At 65.0% G+C, this 17,079-nt stretch carries 19 protein-coding genes; 13 read left to right on the top strand and 6 right to left on the bottom strand.

Features of this window, described 5'->3' with window-relative positions; genetic code table 11:
* From A9X05_RS16835 to A9X05_RS16825, 3 genes are all read left to right on the top strand, one after another.
* The coding region (locus tag A9X05_RS16835; protein ID WP_197499098.1) for a nitroreductase family protein at positions 1-326 on the top strand (326 nt) is incomplete at its 5' end.
* Between the two features lie 127 nt (positions 327-453).
* Positions 454-1,452: an acyl-CoA dehydrogenase family protein gene (locus A9X05_RS16830; RefSeq protein WP_067782829.1), complete on the top strand. Its 999-nt coding sequence runs from the start codon at positions 454-456 to the stop codon at positions 1,450-1,452.
* Positions 1,436-2,611, top strand: coding sequence for an acyl-CoA dehydrogenase family protein (locus tag A9X05_RS16825; protein WP_067782826.1), 1,176 nt, complete (start codon positions 1,436-1,438; stop codon positions 2,609-2,611). The genes A9X05_RS16830 and A9X05_RS16825 overlap by 17 nt, the downstream gene beginning before the upstream one ends.
* 56 nt (positions 2,612-2,667) lie before the next feature.
* On the opposite strand, the gene A9X05_RS16820 is transcribed toward A9X05_RS16825, so the two are convergent.
* The 6 genes from A9X05_RS16820 to A9X05_RS16795 form a co-directional block, all read right to left on the bottom strand.
* Positions 2,668-3,240 carry a hypothetical protein gene (locus A9X05_RS16820; protein WP_067753264.1) on the bottom strand — a complete coding sequence of 191 codons (573 nt, stop codon included), beginning with the start codon at positions 3,238-3,240 and terminating at the stop codon, positions 2,668-2,670.
* Positions 3,237-4,091 (bottom strand): hypothetical protein, encoded by an 855-nt coding sequence (locus tag A9X05_RS16815; RefSeq protein WP_067782823.1) that lies wholly within the window; start codon positions 4,089-4,091, stop codon positions 3,237-3,239. The genes A9X05_RS16820 and A9X05_RS16815 overlap by 4 nt, the downstream gene beginning before the upstream one ends.
* A 55-nt stretch (positions 4,092-4,146) precedes the next feature.
* A complete protein-coding gene (locus A9X05_RS16810) occupies positions 4,147-4,590 on the bottom strand; it encodes a hypothetical protein (protein ID WP_197499097.1) in 444 nt (147 codons plus the stop codon).
* A gap of 113 nt (positions 4,591-4,703) precedes the next feature.
* On the bottom strand, positions 4,704-6,068 hold the full coding sequence (locus tag A9X05_RS16805; protein ID WP_067782820.1) for a cytochrome P450: 1,365 nt from the start codon (positions 6,066-6,068) through the stop codon (positions 4,704-4,706).
* A gap of 21 nt (positions 6,069-6,089) precedes the next feature.
* A complete protein-coding gene (locus tag A9X05_RS16800; protein WP_067273711.1) occupies positions 6,090-6,284 on the bottom strand; it encodes a ferredoxin in 195 nt (64 codons plus the stop codon).
* Positions 6,285-6,332: 48 nt separating this feature from the next.
* On the bottom strand, positions 6,333-7,034 hold the full coding sequence (locus A9X05_RS16795) for an SDR family NAD(P)-dependent oxidoreductase (RefSeq protein ID WP_067753277.1): 702 nt from the start codon (positions 7,032-7,034) through the stop codon (positions 6,333-6,335).
* A 279-nt stretch (positions 7,035-7,313) separates the two neighbouring features.
* On the opposite strand from A9X05_RS16795, the gene A9X05_RS31135 reads away from it, so the two are divergent.
* The 10 genes from A9X05_RS31135 to A9X05_RS16750 all read left to right on the top strand — a co-directional run.
* Complete coding sequence (locus A9X05_RS31135; protein WP_156736782.1) at positions 7,314-7,487, top strand: hypothetical protein; 174 nt, start codon at positions 7,314-7,316, stop codon at positions 7,485-7,487.
* Positions 7,484-8,689 carry a CaiB/BaiF CoA-transferase family protein gene (locus A9X05_RS16790; RefSeq protein ID WP_067782817.1) on the top strand — a complete coding sequence of 402 codons (1,206 nt, stop codon included), beginning with the start codon at positions 7,484-7,486 and terminating at the stop codon, positions 8,687-8,689. The genes A9X05_RS31135 and A9X05_RS16790 overlap by 4 nt, the downstream gene beginning before the upstream one ends.
* A gap of 381 nt (positions 8,690-9,070) precedes the next feature.
* On the top strand, positions 9,071-9,889 hold the full coding sequence (locus tag A9X05_RS16785) for an ABC transporter permease (RefSeq protein WP_067753283.1): 819 nt from the start codon (positions 9,071-9,073) through the stop codon (positions 9,887-9,889).
* Positions 9,890-9,898: 9 nt separating this feature from the next.
* On the top strand, positions 9,899-10,744 hold the full coding sequence (locus tag A9X05_RS16780; RefSeq protein WP_067753287.1) for an ABC transporter permease: 846 nt from the start codon (positions 9,899-9,901) through the stop codon (positions 10,742-10,744).
* 19 nt (positions 10,745-10,763) lie between these two features.
* Complete coding sequence (locus A9X05_RS16775) at positions 10,764-12,026, top strand: MCE family protein (RefSeq protein ID WP_067753290.1); 1,263 nt, start codon at positions 10,764-10,766, stop codon at positions 12,024-12,026.
* Positions 12,023-13,045, top strand: coding sequence for an MCE family protein (locus A9X05_RS16770; RefSeq protein WP_067753297.1), 1,023 nt, complete (start codon positions 12,023-12,025; stop codon positions 13,043-13,045). The genes A9X05_RS16775 and A9X05_RS16770 overlap by 4 nt, the downstream gene beginning before the upstream one ends.
* The gene (locus A9X05_RS16765; protein WP_067753405.1) at positions 13,045-14,163 is read left to right on the top strand and encodes an MCE family protein; all 1,119 of its coding nucleotides are present in this window, start codon (positions 13,045-13,047) and stop codon (positions 14,161-14,163) included. Before A9X05_RS16770 ends, A9X05_RS16765 begins: the two co-directional genes overlap by 1 nt.
* Positions 14,160-15,575 (top strand): MCE family protein, encoded by a 1,416-nt coding sequence (locus A9X05_RS16760; RefSeq protein WP_067782814.1) that lies wholly within the window; start codon positions 14,160-14,162, stop codon positions 15,573-15,575. Before A9X05_RS16765 ends, A9X05_RS16760 begins: the two co-directional genes overlap by 4 nt.
* The gene (locus A9X05_RS16755; protein ID WP_067753303.1) at positions 15,572-16,864 is read left to right on the top strand and encodes an MCE family protein; all 1,293 of its coding nucleotides are present in this window, start codon (positions 15,572-15,574) and stop codon (positions 16,862-16,864) included. The genes A9X05_RS16760 and A9X05_RS16755 overlap by 4 nt, the downstream gene beginning before the upstream one ends.
* Positions 16,865-17,079, top strand: a 215-nt coding sequence (locus A9X05_RS16750) for an MlaD family protein (protein WP_368664933.1), incomplete at its 3' end; no start/stop codon positions are given. It lies immediately after the preceding gene.

Genomic DNA, 17,079 nt, shown 5'->3' with positions numbered 1-17,079 from the left:
CCGTCTTGTTCGCCCAGCAGCACTATCCGACCGCGTCGGAGCTTCTGCTCGGCGGATCGATCTTCCCCGCCATGCAGAACTTTCTGCTGGCCGCACGCGCTCAGGGGCTCGGGGCTTGCCTGACCAGTTGGGCGTCCTACGGCGGCGAGCGCCCGCTGCGCGAGGCGATCGGCGTACCGGAGGACTGGCTGGTGGCCGGCCACGTCGTGATCGGTTGGCCCAAGGGCGGGCATGGGCCGCTGCGCCGTCGGCCGCTCGCCGATTTCGTGGCGCTCGACCGCTGGGATCGGCCCGCCGACGACCTGTTTGCCGCTCCTGCGGGCTGAACGGCGAACCGGTCGGCCCGGCTGGCCGGGCACTCGGCCTGGCACCCCATAACCCGTTTCCGAGATTATTACTTCCGCGTGCGAGAATGATATTCTCGCACGACGGCGGTGACAGGAGGCGGCCTTCATGCTGTTGGAGTTCGATGCCGATCAGCGGCTGTGGCAGAAGACCGTCCGCGACGCTGTCGCCAAGCAATGTCCGCCGTCGCTGGTGCGCAGCGTGGCCGAGGATGGCGTCGACCCAACCCCATTGTGGAAGTCGTACGTGGATCAGGGCTGGACCGAGTTGGGCGATCCCGAAAGCGCCGTCGAGTTGGCCATCGTGCTCGAAGAATTGGGGCGGGCGACCGATCCCACCCCGTTCCTGGCGACGATGAGCCAGTACGCACCGTTGGCGGGCGAGCAGTTCGACCCCCACGAGTCGGGCACCGCCGTCCACACCGGCGTGACGGCGCACCGCGACGCCGAGGGTTGGGTGTTGGACGGCACGGCCCGCCATGTCCTCGACGGCGACCGTGTCGACCGCCTGGCGGTGGTCACCGACGCCGGGGTGTTCATCATCTGGGCGAACCAGGTGTCAGCGCGGCGCGCCGCGGTCTTCGACCCCATCCTGCACGTCGCCGACTTGTCATTCAACGAGGTTCGCGTGCCGGACACCGCACGGCTCGCCGTCGACTCCGAACGCGCGCACCACATCGCCCTGACGGGCTTGGCGATCACCATGGTCGGGGCCTGCCAGCGCATCCTCGACCTGGTGCTCGAACATGTCGGCAGCCGACAGCAATTCGGGGTGCCGATCGGTTCGTTCCAGGCCGTCCAGCACAAGGCCGCCGACATGCACGTCGCGGTGGAACGCGCACGGGCGCTGGCGTACTTCGCGGCGCTGACGATCGCCGCCGACGATCCCCGCCGCCGGCTGGCGGCGGCGATGGCCAAGGCGTCGGCGGGGGAGTGCCAGTCACTGGTATTCCGGCACGGCCTACAGCTGCATGGCGCAATGGGATTCACGTGGGAGAACGACCTGCAGTTCGCGCTGAAACGGGCCAAGGCGGGTGAGCTGATGCTCGGCGGCGCCGCCGAGCACCGCGCGCGGATCGCGGAGGAATACCGTGCAGCTGACTTTTGATACCGACGTCGAGGAATTCCGCGCCGAGTTCTCCGCCTTCCTCGACGAGAACCTGCCTGCCGCAAGCGAAACGCTCGAGCGCCCCCGGTCGGTTTCGCACATGCCGCAGTGGGCGCGCCGGTGGCAGCGGCTGCTGTTCGACAACGGGTGGCTGTTGCCGAGCCAGCCGCCGGAGTTCGGTGGCCGCAACGCTACGGTCATCCAGCAATTCGTCTACCTCGAGGAACTCAGCCGCCGCCGGATCTACCACAGCTTCAACCCGCAGGGCGTCAACATCGTTGCGGCGTCGCTGTTGTCGTTCGGCAGCGACGAGCAGAAGCGGCGCTGGGCGGTGCCGATTCTGCGGGCCGACATCACCGCGTCGCTCGGGATGAGCGAACCCAGCGCGGGCTCAGACCTGGCGTCGTTGCGCACCCGCGCGGTGCTCGACGGGGATCACTTCGTGGTCAACGGGCAGAAGGTGTGGACCTCGGGCGCCCACGACGCCGACGTCCTGCTGACCTTCGTGCGGACCAACCCGGATGCGCCGAAACACAAGGGAATAAGCGCGCTGATCATCCCCACCGACACCCCGGGTCTGGTGCGCCGGCCGTTCCCGTCGATCTGCGGCGCCGACGATCTGGACTTCAACGAGGTGTTCTTCACCGACGTGCGGGTGCCGGCGGAGAATCTGGTCGGGGAGCGCGACCAGGGATGGCGGGTGGCCAACGGGTCGCTGGGGCACGAGCGCACCATGATGTGGCTGGGCTTCGCCGATCGACTCGAGAACATGATCGACGACTTCCATCCCAGCACCGACGTCGAGCGCGACCAGTACGCCAGCACGATCATGGACAAGCAGGCGTTGCGGCTGTTGGGTTCGGTGGCGTTGGCGCGTGCGGCGCGCGGTGAAGACGACGTGGCCGCGATTTCAGTGCTCAAGCTGCTCGGGTCCGAGGCCGAGCTGCGTGGCATGGAGCTCGCGCTGACGTCGGCGGGGACCGACGGGCTCGTGCACCCTGGGCTGACCGGGCCTTACGCGCACATGAACCTGGACCATTATTTCGCGAGCTGGTTCGAGCGTTACGCCCGCAGCTTTTCCGGGACGATCGCCGGGGGCACGTCGGAAATCCAGCGCAACATCATCGCCCAGCGGGTGCTCGGCCTCCCACGGGGCTAGCGGCCGGCGCTATCGCGGGTCGCGAATTCCGCTCTAGTGCAGCGGCATTCGGCGTTCTAGACCGGGTCGAATTTCGTGATCAGCCACTGGCCGTTGACTCTGGTCAGACTCACCAGCACACTGCTGGACGCCATCGCGGGGTCCGGGTTGTCCTTGCTGGTGGTGCTCTGGTCGACCAGCACCAGCACCACCGCCGAGTTCGGATGTAACTCCGAGACCGCGGCCCCTATCACCCGGGCGCTGGTCTTCAGCGACTTTTGTTTGGCAGCCGGGGCGACGATCTGGTCGGTGAACTGGTTGTAGTACGACAGGAAATCCCCGGACAAGTGCGACTTCGCGGCGGCGAAGTCCTTGTCGAGGGTGTCGGGCGAGTAGGACAGCAAGGCGACCGTTCCGTCGGATGCCGCACCTACGACAGCGCTCGCAACGCGGGGGTCGGTCTGCTTATCGGGCCGGTACTGCTTGAAGTACAGCCAGGTCGCCACGCCAGCGGAAATCAGCAGCAGCGAAATCAGGATGGCGGGAACGGCTTTCACTCTCCGCCGGGCGCGAGGTTCGATGCTTTTATTGCGGTCGGTCTGTTCGGCAGAGTCGTCGGCGGTTTCGGTGCTCTGCTTGTCCTCGCTCATGGGATGAACTCCACGTTGGACATCTTGTATTGCCCGGCTTCGTCTTTGACGGTTACCTTGAGTCGCCAATTGCGTGGTTCATCTTTTGCGCCCGCGGCGTTGGTGATGTGCGATGTCGCCGCGACGAGAACCAACGCGAAATCCCCGTTTATGGATTGCACGGCCGCCGCATTCACGGTTCCCTGGGTGACCACTTTCGACTGCTCGACAACGGTCGTGAAATCTTTTGCACGGGCCTGGAAGTCGTCCCGGAACTGGCCGGTCGAGCTGTCGATCACCCGCTGGACATCCTCCTTAGCCTTGTTGAAGTCCATGGAGGTCAGGTTGACGACACCCTGGCGGGCCCCCGCGATGAAGTTCGCGGCGCGCTGATTGCGCTCGACGGTTTCGTGGCGGTTCCACATCATGTATCCGCTGGCCGCGGTGAAGGCGCAGATAAGGACGATGACGGCCGCCTTCCACACGACGGACCAGGAGGGCACGTGCAGGCGTCGCCTGCGAGTCGGCTTGGATTCCGATTGGGGGTCTTCGGCGGTTTCGCCGGGGGCCTCTTCGTCCGTTGTTTCGTCGTCGTCGGTTATCGCGGCCGTGTCGGTGACGACAGTCTCCGGCTCGTCGGCGTCGGTGGTGTCCTCGTCGACCTCCGGCGCTTCTTCCGTGGTCTCGGCCTCCGGCTCGGCCTCAGACTGGGCCAGCGCCTCGCGCCGGAGCCGGGCGGCACGAGCGCGGGCGCGAGCCGCGGCCGCCAGCGCTTCGGCTTCGGCTGCCTCGGCCTCGGCTTCCTCGAGTAACGCCTTCACGTCGGCTCTCGAAGTGGCCGAATCGTCCTGCGTTTTCTTTGCCTCAGCCATCGTGCTTACTGCCCGCAGCCCTCATGACCGACCGACTCCTATACCTCTCACGCGGCTACCATCGCACGAGCGAGAACGGCCAACTGCTGGTGCCCCCCGGTCCGCCGCCGCAGCCGGTGTCGAACGTCGAGTCGACCTGACCCGCCAGCGTCACCGCATCCCACGAGTAGACGTCATGCGAGGGAAAGAACTGGACCACGCAGCGCACACCGAAGGGATCATCAACGGACAGGGTGTAGCGACCGTTCGACAGATGGGCGTCTCCCCGGTAGGGCGCCGCTTGCCCGTTGGGCTGCGGAGTTGCGTACACGCTCACGCATTCCGGCTCCGGATGGGCGCACGGGTTGATCGACCAAATCCAGCTGTGGCCGGGGTCCCGGGGCGTGTCCACCCGGTAGTTGGCATACGGCATGCCCGCGTGGGCGCTGGGCGGGACAGTCAGCGCGACCATGGCAAGCGCAAGGCTCACTGCGAAAGTCTTCACGGCTGCGTCTCCCATCTCTGCATACGCGCTTGGCCCAAATATAGGGTGCGGCCACCCTGAGCAGGGCTACTCGTAAGAATTGGCGCAGTCGGCGTCCGGCTGTCGCCGGGGCGAGGTCGCGGGCCCACCTAGTCGATTACCGCGGCTTCCTTGCGTTCAGTGATCGGCCGGGCGAGTTCTTGCTCATCGCAGATGCGCTGCAGCTTTTCCAGTGTCTCGTCCAGCCCGGCCCCCACCCTGCGGCCGGGCCTGAAGGTGGCCGGCAGTTTGCGCATGCCCTGGATGACGCCGATGGTTTCGTAGTGAACGGTGCCGTCGGGGTCGCATCGGTAGTCGGGCATTCGATCGAGGACCGCGGTCAGCATCGACTTGAACACCGTGCGGGCGACATTGGATCCGATGCATCGATGGACGCCGAGACCGAAACTGAAGTGGCGGTTGCCCTTCCGGTCCAGGACGATCTCGTCGGGGTCCCTGAACACCGCTGGGTCGCGGTTGGCCATGGCCCACGAGATCCACAGCCGCTCACCCTCTTTGAACTGGGTGCCGTCGAGCTCGACGTCGTCGGAGAAGGTCCGGCCGTCACCGGGCGCCGGCGTGAAGTACCGCAGGAATTCCTCGGTCGCGGGGTCGAGCAGGGCATCGCGTTGCTTGCTGAGCAGCTCGCGTTGATCGGGGTGCTCGGAGAGCCATTCCAGTGAATGGGCGGTCAACGCCGTGGTGGTGTCGAAGCCGCCGCCGATCACCAGCCCGAGGTTGCCGAGGATTTCCAGGTCCGGGGCGGGCTCGCCGTCGATGCGCATCTCGAGCAAAGCATTGACGATGCCGGGCCGGGGATTCTCGCGGATCTCGATCATGTTGTTGACCAGGTCGAGCCCCATTTGCCGATGCATCTCGGTCACCCGCTGGATGTCCGGGGAATGCTCGGGCGTGTACACGGCCGCATGGGTCGGCTCGCTGTACATCTGCCAGTTCTTCAAGGGAATGCCGAGCATGGCCAGCGTCAGCACCGCCGGCACGACGTTGGCCAGATCGTCGACGAAGTCGATCCGGCCGCCTTCGATCTTCTCGTCGAGGCAGGCCCGAGTCACGTCGTCGATGAACGGCTTCCACCGCTTGACGGCTGCCGGTGACAGATAGGGGTTGAGAACGTTGCGATAGATGCGGTGCTCGGGGTCGTCCATCTCCAGGATGCCGCCGCGCACCCCGTTGATCCGGCTGGCCGTCGGAATCGAAATGCCTTTGTAACCGCGGCGCTGGTTGTTGACATCGTGATCGTTGGACACCGCGGGGCAGCGAGCGAGTTCGAACACCTCGTGGCTTCCTGCCGCCACCCAATGGCCGCCGTAGGTGTCGCTCCAGGCCATCGGGCAATTCGCGTGCATCTCTTCGGTGATGGCCTTGAAGTTCGACCGGTAATCCGCGGAATGCCGCTCGAACTGATACCGCTTCTTCTTACGGTCGCTATCGCTGACCGTGTCGTCGACACTCAACGCTCTGTCTCCCTTTGCGCGTCATTCGGTGATGATGATGGCTTGCTCCGGGCATGATTGCGCCGCTTCGCGAACCTGGTCCTCCCGATCGGCCGGCACCACTTCGTCGATCGCCGACGAACTGCCGTCGATGTCGCTGAGCTCGAACGAATCCGGTGCGATCATCGAGCACAGCGTGTGACCCTGGCAGCGTTCCGGATCGACCCAGACCTTCACGGTGTCTCCTTGCGAATTAGTTGCCGACGATCGCCTAGGTGCGACGGCTCAGGTGTTGCGGCCGCCGTTGACGCCCAGGATCTGGCCCGTGATGTAGCCGGCTTCCTCGGACACCAGGAAGGCACATGCCGCCGCGATGTCTTCCGGCTTACCCATGCGGCGCACCGGCGTTCGGGCGATGGTCTCGTCGATGCTGCCCAGATACCCGTTCTTCTCGGCGGCGCGCAGCATCGGGGTGTCGATGAAGCCCGGCGGCACGGCGTTGACCGTGATGCCGCTCGGTCCGTACTCGAGGGCCAGGGATTTAGTGAGCCCGTTGACCGCGGACTTGGCCGCGACGTAATGGCTCATGTAGGGCGCGCCGGAATGGGTGCTTGACGAGGAGATGTTGACGATGCGTCCCCACTTCGCTTCGATCATGTCGGGCAACACCGCCTGGATGGTGTGGAAGACGCCGTTGAGGTTGACGTCGATCACGCGCTGCCAGTCGTCGAACGTGATGTTGTTGAAGCGCTTGAATCCGTCCAGGCCGGCGGCGTTGACGAGAACAGTGACCGGCCCCAGCTTGGCGCGGATCGCCGCGAAGGCCGTCTCGACCTGAGCTCGGTCGGTGACGTCGGCGGTGAACGAGTGGTCGCTGTCGGACGGTGTGAGGTCGATGACGGCGACGTCCAGACCGTCGGCGCGCAGGCGCCGCGCGACGGCAAGCCCGATGCCGGATCCGCCGCCGGTGACCACCGCAGTCTTCACGTTGAGACCTCTAATCCACAGGTGACCGTCTCAGCCACAAAGAATCTCGCTTGCAATTATGAGAACCCTACTCTCACGGCAGAGTGGGTTGCAACAAACCCGGGAAACACTGTTTGGCCTGCGTTGAACTGGGTGGCCAGGCAACCCGCTGGCGCTTGCGTCGCTGGTCAGGGGCCGGTCGCATTCCTGTGAGTTTCTTGAATTATCGAGACACGAATGTAAGATTCGCCGGGGAAGAGAATGAAATTATCGTGACCGTCACCACATGAGGGGGTCGGAATGCCTGCGCAGGACACGGCAGAACTAGCCGCGACCATCGCGGATGCCGCGCCTGAGTCACAGGTCGACCGTCGACTCCTGATCGATGGCCGGCTGGTCACCGCGGACAGAACCTCCCCGTCCAGCAATCCCGCCACCGGCTACCGGATGCCGGCACCGGGGGCCCCGGCGTGAGGCCGCTCGAGGGTATCCGCGTCCTGGAAGTCGCGATGTACGGATTCGTTCCATCGGCGGGCGCCGTGCTCGCCGAATGGGGCGCCGACGTCGTCAAGGTCGAGCACGCGGTCACCGGCGACCCGCAACGCGGTCTCCGGCAGACCGGAATGTTGCGCGTCGAGGGGGATCCGAACCCCAACATCGAACACGCGAACCGCGGCAAGCGCAGCATCGGACTGGACATGTCGGTGCCGGAGGGCAAGGACGTGCTCTACGAGCTGGCCCGCCGCTCGGACGTGTTCCTCACCAGCTTCCTTCCCGCTCATCGGAAGAAGTTCGGCATCGACGTCGACGACATTCGTACGGTCAACCCGAACATCGTCTACGCCCGCGGCAGCGCGCTCGGCCCGCGTGGCGCCGAGTCGCAGAAGGGCGGCTACGACATGACCGCGTTCTGGTGCCGGGCCGGAACCGCCGCGACCATCACCCCGGCGGGGATGCCGGGGATGATCGCGCCGCCCGGACCGGCCTACGGCGACACCATCTCCGGCACCAACCTCGCCGGGGGCATCGCGGCGGCATTGCTCAAGCGCGAACGCACGGGAGAACCGTCGGTCGTCGACGTGTCGCTGCTCGGCAGCGGCCTGTGGTCGATGGGGCACACGGTCGCGCTGACGAACCATCTCGGGCAGCGACTCGAGGCCCCGCCACCGGGAGTGCATGGCGCACCCAACAATCCATTGGTGGGGCTGTACACGACCTCGGACGGCCGGTACATCTCCTTCGTGATGATGCAGCCCACCAAGTTCTGGGCCGACGTGTGTCGGCACGTCGATCTGCCGGACCTGGCCGACGATCCGCGCTTTGCGACCGTCGAGGAGATCGCCGCCAACACCGCAGAGGCGGTCGAGTTGTTGACCAAGGCCATCGCGGCCCACACGCTGGCCGAGTGGAGCGAACGGTTTGCCACGCTGGCCGGACCGTGGGCGCCGGTGCAGGACACGCTGCAGGCGGCCGAGGACGCGCAAATCCGGGCCAACGAGTACATGGTCCGCGCGGGCGAGCTGGAACTGGTCGCCAACCCGGTCCAGTTCAATGTCGCGGCGCCACAGACCGGTCCGGCGCCCGGCTTCGCCGAGCAGACCGACGAAATATTGCTGGAACTCGGCCTTGATTGGGATCGCATCATCGAGCTCAAGACGGCCGGCGCCGTCACTTAAGAGTGGAGCTGCTTGTCTATGTTGGGATTACGGCCCGCCCTCGTTGTCGCCGGGACCCGCTCGCGGCCCCCTGAGCTCGCGGTTACGGGTTGTTCCATAACGGTTAAGCGTTTTTTGCTCCACCTGGACTCGGCATGAGTCATAATCGCCGAACGCTTCAAGGCGCGGAGCACTCTGTCTTGCGGCGTCAACTCACGCGACCGAACGGAGGCACCGGCGTGAGGATGAGAAGCGTTACCACGCCGGCCGAATTTCGGCTGTTCGCTGGGCGTTTCGTGGTCGGCGGCATCCGCTTGGGATCGCCGGTTCAGCCGAATCTACCCCAGCCGGTGCGCAACAACAAGACTGTCAGTCTCGTAGCGATGGAAAGGGTCGGCGCCGATGGCAACTAAGGGTGCCGACCACTGGTCAGCGGGATTGCCGCAGCTGAAACTGAAGTGGAACATGTCGGGGTCGATGCAGGCCGTCGGCGCCCTGTTCGCCATGTCGGCCGACGCGGTTAAGTTTGCGTTCCGCCGGCCCTTCCAGTGGCGGGAGTTCTTGGAGCAGTCCTGGTTCGTCGCGCGGGTGTCACTGGCGCCGACCCTGTTGGTTGCAATTCCCTTCACCGTGCTCGTCAGCTTCACGCTCAACATCCTGCTGCGCGAACTGGGCGCGGCGGACCTATCCGGCGCGGGGGCCGCGTTCGGCGCGGTCACGCAGCTCGGGCCACTGGTCACGGTCTTGATCGTGGCGGGCGCGGGCGCTACGGCGATGTGTGCCGACCTGGGCGCCCGAACGATTCGTGAAGAGATCGACGCGATGGAGGTGCTGGGCATCAACCCGGTGCAACGTTTGGTCACACCGCGCATGTTGGCATCCGGCCTGGTCGCGTTTTTGCTCAACAGCCTCGTCGTCATCATCGGAGTGCTTGGTGGTTACGTCTTTTCGGTGTTTGTCCAAGACGTCAATCCCGGCGCGTTCGCCGCGGGTATCACCCTGCTCACCGGCGTGCCCGAGGTGATCATTTCGTGCGTCAAGGCAGCGCTTTTCGGCCTCATCGCCGGCTTGGTCGCCTGCTATCGCGGCCTGTCGATCACCGGCGGGGGCGCCAAGGCCGTCGGCAACGCGGTGAACGAGACCGTGGTCTACGCCTTCATGTCCCTGTTTGTCGTCAACGTGGTCGTCACCGCGATCGGCATCAAGATGACGGCGAAGTAGGGGCTGTCAATGGCGCTGAGGGCCACGTATCCGCGACTGTTCCGTCAGCTCGAGCGGCCGGTCGCCTTGATGGGCCGGATCGGCGACCACACCCTGTTCTATGGCAAAGCGCTTGCCGGGATGCCCTTTGCGGCCACCCGGTACACGCGCGAAGTCGTGCGACTGGTCGCCGAGATCAGCATGGGCGCGGGAACTTTGGCGATGATCGGCGGAACCGTGGTAATCGTCGGGTTCCTGACGCTGGCGGCCGGCGGCACATTGGCGATTCAGGGCTACACCTCGCTGGGCAACATCGGCATCGAGGCGCTGACGGGCTTTCTGGCGGCGTTCATCAACGTGCGCATCGCGGCACCGGTGGTGGCCGGAATCGGGCTGGCGGCCACCTTCGGCGCCGGGGTGACCGCCCAGCTGGGTGCCATGCGGATCAACGAGGAAGTCGACGCGTTGGAGAGCATGGCGATTCGGCCGGTCGCCTACTTGGTGAGCACCAGGATTCTGGCGGGAATGCTGGCCATCACGCCGTTGTACAGCATCGCCGTCATCCTGTCGTTCGTGGCCAGTCAGTTCACCACGACGTTCTTGCTCGGACAGTCGCAGGGTTTGTACCAGCACTACTTCAACACGTTCCTGAACCCGATCGACCTGTTGTGGTCGTTCCTGCAGGCCATCTTGATGGCGCTCACCATCCTGCTCATCCACACCTATTACGGCTATTTCGCTTCGGGTGGCCCTGCCGGCGTGGGCAACGCCACCGGCAACGCGGTGCGCACCTCGCTCATCGTCGTGGTGTCGGTAACGCTGTTGGTTTCGCTGTCTATTTACGGTACGAACGGCAACTTCAACCTGTCCGGTTAGCAAAGGAGGTGGTACGGCAATGACGCAGAGTGTGCCAGCGGGTCGCGGCGCGGTCGCCGGCCGACCTGTGCGCACCGGCCATGCGCGTCCGCCGGCCGGAAGGCATTACCTGCCGCCCCTGATCGGGTTGGCCACGGTTCTCATCATTGGCTTGATTTTCGCCGTGGCGGTCGGTCTGTTTCAGGGCTCCTTCACCGAAACCGTGCCGGTGACGGTGATCTCGCAACGAGCCGGCCTTGTCATGAATCCCGACGCCAAGGTCAAGATGCGCGGCGTGCAGGTGGGCAAGGTCTCCTCGATCGAGCCGCTGCCCAACGGCGAGGCCGCCATTCATCTGGCGATGGACCCGTCGCAATTGCGCTTCATCCCCAGCAACGTGCTCGTCGACATCGCGTCGTCGACGGTGTTCGGCGCGAAGTCCGTCCAGCTGGTGGAGCCCGCCCAGCCCGCGGCCCAGCGTCTGCACGGGGGCCAGACGCTGCAAGGCCAGCACGTCATGGTCGAAATCAATACCGTGTTCCAGCAACTGGTTTCGGTGCTCAGCCACATCGACCCGCCCAAGCTCAACGAGTCACTGGGCGCCCTCGCCCAAGCGTTCAGCGGGCGGGGCCCACAGCTTGGTCAGTCGCTGAGCGACCTGGATTCGTTCCTGGCCAAACTGGAGCCGAGCCTGCCCGCGTTCCGTCATGACTTCTCGGTCTTACCGGCGGTAGCCAACGCCTATGCCGACGCGGCACCCGACCTGGTGAAGACCGCGGCCAACGCGACCCGAATCAGCAAGACGATTGTCGATGAGCAGCACAACCTGGATGCGTTGCTGATCAGCACGATCGGCTTGGCCGACATCGGCAACGACGTCCTGTCGACGAACCGCCAACCGCTGACGGACGTCATGCATCTGTTGGTGCCAACCACCGATCTGACCAATGAGTACAACCCCGCGCTTACCTGCGCTTTTGGCGGACTCGTACGCCTATCGCACGCGGCGCCACTGTCGGAACCCAGTATCAACATCTCGGCGAGTCTCGTCTGGGGTGCCGAACGTTATCGGTATCCGACGAACCTGCCCAAGGTTGCGGCGACGGGCGGTCCGCGCTGCGTGGGTCTGCCGTCGCTGCCGTTCAATACGAGTCCCCCGCAGCTGATTGCCGACATCGGCGCGGACCCGGTGGTGTACGGGAATCCGCAGCTGATGATCAATTCCGATCTGCTCAAACAGCTGCTGTACGGACCGATCGCCGGACCGCCGCGCAACTCTGCCCAGATCGGACAACCGGGATGAGAACACGCGCCACGCTGGTCAAATTCACGATCTTCGCGGTCGTGATGGCGACGCTGACCGCCTTCCTGTTCTTCATCTTCGGCCAGTACCGGACGGGTGCGACGAATGGGTATTCGGCGGTGTTCACCGATGTTTCGCGTCTCAAGCCGGGGCAGTCGGTGCGGGTCGCCGGGATCCGGGTCGGCACCGTCAACGGCGTCTCTCTGCAGCCGGACAAGAAAGTCGTGGTGAAGTTCGACGTCGACCGCAACATCGTCTTGACGGAGGGCTCCAGGGCGGCGGTCCGCTACCTGAACCTGGTGGGCGATCGCTACCTCGAACTCGTCGATGGCCCGGGCTCGACCAAGCGGCTGCCGGCCGGCGGGCAGATCCCGGTCAACCGGACGGCGCCAGCGCTAGACCTCGATCTGCTACTCGGTGGACTCAAACCCGTCACCCAAGGCCTGAATGCGCGCGACGTCAACGCGTTGACCGCGGGATTGTTACAAGTTTTCCAGGGGCAGGGCGGGACCCTCGACTCGCTGTTCGCCAAGACGACGTCGTTCTCAAACGCTCTGGCCGACAACGATCAAACCGTGCAGCAACTGATCGACAACCTCAACATCGTGATCGGCACGGTCTCCAAAGACGGCAAACAGTTCTCTGGCACGATCGATCGACTCGAGCAGCTTGTCAGCGGCCTGTCGAATGACCGCGACACGATCGGCTCCGCCATCGACGCCTTGGACAAGGGAACCGCGTCGTTGGCGGATCTGCTTGCCGAGGCCCGCCCGCCGCTGTCTGGCACAGTAGCTCAGCTGAATCGGCTGGCGCCGATTCTCGATAACGACAAGGACCGCCTCGACGGCGCACTTCAGAAGGCGCCGAAGAACTACCGCAAGCTGGTCCGGCTCGGCGTGAACGGCGCCACCATCCCGTACTACCTCTGCCAGTTCGGGATCCGCGGCACAGATCTTCAGGGCAAGACAGTGCGCGCCAACATCTATCGTTCAGATGCAGGAAGGTGCACGGAACCCTGATGCTCAAGTATCGCGGAGCTCAGCTCGTCAAGCCTGGCTTCATCGGCGTCATCCTGGCGGTGATGGTCATCCTGGTCGGCCTGTCACCCGACCGATTCATCCAATGGGCGACGATGGTCAGGTACCAGGCGCTGTTCACCGAGGCCGGCGGCCTAGCGAAGGGCAATCCGGTAATCGTGTCGGGGATTAAGGTCGGCACGGTGTCGGACGTGAAGCTGCGGCACGGCGACGCTCTCGTGACGTTCGCGATGAAGGGCAACGTCCTGCTCGGCTCGGAAACGTCCGCCCACATCCGCACGGGCACACTGCTCGGCGAGCGCATGCTGACGGTGGAGTCCGCCGGCACCGGCACGATGCACCCGATGGCTCTCATTCCCGTCTCGCGCACCTCTTCTCCGTACTCGCTGACGGAAGCGGTCAGCGACTTCACGTCGGATACGGCCGGCACCAACACCGCCGCGCTGAATCAATCGTTGGACACGCTGGCGGCAACGCTCGACCAGATCGCACCCCAAATGGGGCCGGCCTTCGACGCGCTCACCCGGCTATCGCGAACCCTCAACAGCCGCAACAAGAACCTGGGCGAGTTATTCAAAAGCGCCGGCGACGTCACCGGGATACTTTCCGAACGCAGCATGCAGGTCAACAAGCTCATCCTCAACTCCGATTCCCTGCTCCAAGTGCTGGTCGCACGCCGGCAAGAGATCGTGGACCTGCTGGCCAACACCTCGGCAGTGGCCAAGCAGCTGACGGCATTGGTGCACGACAACGAAAGCACCTTGGCGCCAACGCTGGAGAGGCTGAACAGGGTCCTCGCGGTCTTGGAAAAGAACCGCGACAACATCGGCAAAGCCCTTCCGGGCCTCGCCAAATTCCAGATCACGGTCGGTGAGGCCATCGCCGGTATGTACGCCTACCAGGCGTTCGTCCCGAACTTCCTTGTCCCGCAACTTTTCCAGGAGTTCTTCGACTACCTCTGGGGATTCCGCACCTTCGATACTTCAAAGGGTCCGGGCTTCCCGTCACCGGTACCTCGGGCGCTGACCCCCTGGCCGTACAACTCCATTCCGCAGTGCCCTGGCTGCACGTTGGGCGGACGGATCGGGGGATCACAATGACCTCCCGGATTCCGCGCAAGCGGCTGGCGGCCGTCACGGCGGTTGTCTTGGTCGCGCTGACAATTGCCGCCGCCGCCGTGCTCGTCCGTAATACGTTTTTCGGCCCACGAACGATCACCGCCTACTTCACCACCGCCACCGCGATCTATCCCCATGACGAGGTACGGGTCTCGGGCGTCAAAGTCGGCAGCATCAAGTCCATTGCGCCGCAAGGCACCCAGGCCAAGATGGTCCTCACGGTCGACCGCGGCGTGCCCATCCCGGCCGACGCAAAGGCCGTTATCGTCGCCCCGAATCTGGTGGCTGCCCGCTACGTCCAGCTCACGCCGGCTTACCGCGACAGTGGGCCGGTGATGCGCGACGGGGCGGTCATCCCGGTCGAACGGACCGCGGTGCCGGTTGAGTGGGACGAGGTCAAAACCCAGTTGATGCGGCTGGCAACGGATTTGGGGCCCAAGAGCGGGGTATCGGGCACGTCGGTGGGCCGATTCATCGACAGCGCCGCCAATGCGCTCGACGGCAACGGCGACAAGCTGCGCCAGACGCTCGGTCAATTGTCAGGCGTGGGCCGGATCCTCGCCAACGGCAGCGGCAACATCGTCGACATCATCAAAAACCTGCAGACCTTTGTCGGCGCCCTGCGCGACAGCAACGTCCAGCTCGTGCAGTTCAATGACCGCCTGGCCACGCTCACCAGTGTGGTCAATGACAGCAAATCCGAACTGGACGCGGCTCTGACCGATCTGTCGACGGCGGTCGGCGAGGTGCAGCGATTCATCGCCGGGACTCGCAACCAGACCAGCGAGCAAATCGCCAGGCTGGCCGATGTCACGCAGAACCTGGTCGATCACCACATGGCCCTGGAAAACATCCTGCACGCGGCGCCGAACGCGTTCGGCAACTTCTTCAACGACTACAACGCCGACACCGGAACCATCATCGGAGGATTCGGGCTCATGAATGCGGCGAATCCGACATGGGGCGGTCAGGTTCTGCTGTCCGTACCGGGCTGCACGCAAATCGGCGCCATCGAGAACATCACGGCGGTCGAATCCGGCAAGCTGTGCTCGCTGTTCCTCGGACCCGGACTGCGGCAGACCAACTGGAATAACTCGCCCATTCCCATCAACCCGTTCCTACACAAGTCGATTGACCCGTCCAAGGTTCTCTACACCGAACAGCGCCTGGCGCCCGGCGGCGAGGGTCCGAAACCCGGACCGCCCGAGATCCCGCCCGCGGTGTCGGCCTACACCGGGCTGCCGGGCGATCCGGTCGGCCCCCCGGGGGCGGTGCCGCCGGAGCGGATACCGGGCGCGGCGATGCCGCTGCCGCCCCCGCCTTCGACACCGCCACCACCGCCGGCGCCCAGCGTGTCGGGCATGCTGCTGCCAGACGGAGGGCCACAACAATGAGCGCACGGGTTGCGGCCAAGCGGGTATTCGCCACCGGCTGTTGCGTGGTGGTGACGGCCACGGGATGCGCATTCCACGGCCTGAATTCGCTACCGCTACCCGGCGCGGTCGGACGCGGGCCAGGGGCCAACATCTACCACGTCGAACTCCCGAATGTCGGTACGATGGAGTCGAATTCGCCGGTGATGATCGATGACGTCGTCGTCGGCAGTGTCGGTGCGATGAAGGTGCAAGGCTGGCACGCGGACGTCGAGATCTCGGTCAAGCGCGATGTGGTGGTCCCAGCCAATGTGGTGGCCACCGTCGGTCAGACGAGCCTGCTGGGCTCGATGCATGTGGAGCTCAATACTCCGCCGGGTCAGCAGGGAAGCGGACGGCTGCAGCCGGGCGCCACCATCCCGCTGAGTCGGTCATCGGCCTACCCGTCGACCGAGCAGACGCTGTCGTCGCTGGGCGCGGTCGTCAACGGCGGTGGACTGGGACAGATCGGGGAGGTCATCCACAACTTCTCGGCCGCCCTGTCCGGGCACGAGGGCGCCGTGCGTGATTTGATTACCCGCCTGGACACGTTCGTCGGGACTTTGGACGACCAGCGCGACGACATCGTCGCCTCCATCCAGGCGCTGAATCGGCTGTCGGCAACGTTCGCCGACCAACGCGACGTTCTTACCGATGCGCTGCGTAAAATACCGCCGGCGCTTGAGGTGTTGACCAGGGAGCGGCCTCGTCTGACGGCCGCGCTGGACCACCTCCGTGTGTTCAGCAACACCGCCAACAGACTGGTCAACGATGCCCAGGCCGATCTCGTCACGAACCTCAAAAACCTGGAGCCGACCATCAAGGCGCTCGCCGACGTCGGACCGGAGTTCGGCGCGGCCATCGCGGGGTCGTTCGTGTTCCCGTTCACGCAGAACTTTGTCGACCGAGCGGTCCGAGGCGACTTCTTCAACCTGCATTTCGACTTCGACCTGACGATTCCCCGGCTTAAGAGGGGCTTGTTGCTGGGCACCCACTGGGGACAGCTGGATATGCCCGAGCCGCCGGTGCCCGGGGACCCGTATCGCCTGAATTACACACTCGATCCGCTGCATAACCCGCTACGGCCGCCGTGGATCGATCCCGATGCCTTACCGCTGCCCCCGCCACCGCCGGGTGCGGTACCGGGACCGGGGCCGGGCAATTATGGACCGCTACCCGGACCTCCGCCGGCTGCGGCCTCGCCGCCCGACGCGGGTCCTGGTCAGACGCCGGCGCCCGCAGAGGCGCCTGGAACGGGAGCCGGTGGATAGATGCTGACGCGCTTCGTTCGGATCCAGCTGGCGATCTTCGCGATCGCCGGGACCATTGGCGTGATCGCGATGGTCCTGTTCTACATCCAAGCGCCGACGCTACTGGGCATCGGTCGGATGACGGTGACGCTGGAGCTGCCGGCCACCGGCGGCCTCTATCGGTTCTCCAACGTGACCTATCGTGGAGTTCAGCTCGGCAAGGTCACCGCCGTGGG

The sequence above is a fragment of the Mycobacterium sp. E3298 genome, from assembly GCF_001666895.1.
In the GTDB taxonomy this organism is placed as follows: Bacteria; Actinomycetota; Actinomycetes; order Mycobacteriales; family Mycobacteriaceae; genus Mycobacterium.
Note: the sequence above shows the minus strand (reverse complement) of the source record. Positions and strands in the feature narration are given on the sequence as shown.